Annotated in this window: 1 protein-coding gene; it reads right to left on the reverse strand. The window is 58.3% G+C overall.

Features of this window, described 5'->3' with window-relative positions; genetic code table 11:
- Positions 1–46: 46 nt before the first annotated feature.
- Positions 47–1381, reverse strand: a complete 1335-nt coding sequence (locus AACY49_RS29520; protein ID WP_339527701.1) for an IS110 family transposase — start codon at positions 1379–1381, stop codon at positions 47–49.
- Between the last annotated feature and the right edge of the window lie 250 nt (positions 1382–1631).

Here is a 1631-nt window from a genome sequence, read left to right on the forward strand (position 1 = left end):
CAGCTCTTATCAAACAAAAAATAACGCATTGTTTTTGCTCTGAAATTTATCCAACCATCACCAACTGCATCCCCAGCTTGCGCGCCTTGCGTTCCAAGGCGCGCCGTTGTCGGTCGCGACTCTTCTCTTCGTAAGCTTCGATGCCCTTCTCAACATACGGCTGGCCCTTGGTCAGCATGGCGTAGATCAGTCGTGCCAGTTGGTGCGCGGTCGCTTTGATCGCGCAGCCGGTGTCCATCCGGGTTAAACGTGCCCGGTGGCTGGCACCGATAAAGCTTTTGTCGTTTCGGGCATTGGAGGCCGCTTGCTTAAGCGCTTGGGCTGCTCGATTGATCACCTTTGGCGCTCTGCCGGGCAGGGGCTTGCCTCCCGATATGCGGGTCGGCGGTGCGACACCCAGCCAGGAGCAAAAGTGTTGAGAGGTCGGGAAACGCGACAAGTCCGGGCCCAATTCGCTGGCCAAAACCAGCGCGGTATCCACCCCGATCGTCGGTATGGCGGTTAAATCCACACCCATCACTTGGCCCAGGGCTTGATGCAAGGCGCTTTGCTGCGCTGCCGAACGATGAGGGCTGCGCAGCACTTTGCTGGCAACCGGCACCTCTTCCTGACGCGTGGCCAGCCGTTCAAGCGCTTGAGCGATGGCCTGGTCGCAGTCGGCGATTTGTGTTTCCAGGAAGTCATAGCAGGCTAACTCCTGGCCTAGCGCATGGAGGTGCTCCGCACGCCAATTGCCGTGCAGGCTGCGGGCGATGGTCGCCTGATCCGCTTTGATGCGCCGATCTCGCAAGGCGGCGAGCACCTGAGGGTCGCGCTCACCCTGATTGATCGCCTGGAGAATTTTCATGCCCGTCACACCGGTGATATCACTGATGACGTTGGCCAGATGAATATTCATCTGGCTCAAGGCTTTCTGCATACGGTTGATGGACTTGGCCTGATCGCAGACTTTATTGGCACGTTGACGCACCAAAGAACGCATTGAGCAGATGTCATCCGAAGGGCGAAAAGCCCCGCTCAGCAGGCCGTGAGTCATGAGCTGCCAAATCCATTGGCAATCGAGGACATCGGATTTACGACCAGAGGTCTGCCGGGTCGCGCGTGAATTGACCAGATAAACCTCAAATCCCCGAGCATCCAGCACTTCGAACAGCGGGATCCAGTAAACGCCGGTCGCCTCCATGGCCACCACTTTGATGCCGAGTGACGTGAGCCAATCGGCCAGTGCGATCAGGTCATCGGTGAAGGTCAAAAACTTGCGAACCGGGTTATCACACCGCTCAGGATCCACCGCCGCCCAATGCTCACGACTGCCGACATCGATGCCTGCACAGTCGCGGTGGATAATCTCGAAGCGTTTTTTTTGATTCTTGCGTGCCATGACAATTCCTTGCAGGATTGAAAAGCGCGCGCGGGGAACACGGTGGCGAAGGGGTTCACTCTCTTATACGAGGTCACGGCATGCCGTGCCTTCAACGACTCCACGCCGATACCGTGCGGACCACTCTCCTACTCGGGTGCGGACACACCAGTGCTAATGACGGTCTCTGCCCCGCGCGCGCTCTCAACTTTAGATCCCCCCAGTTTGCTGCGCGACAGCGCGGCGTCGAAGACGGGGCGGACCCTCCTAC

This window comes from Pseudomonas sp. EL_65y_Pfl2_R96 (assembly GCF_963970905.1).
Lineage (GTDB): Bacteria > Pseudomonadota > Gammaproteobacteria > Pseudomonadales > Pseudomonadaceae > Aquipseudomonas.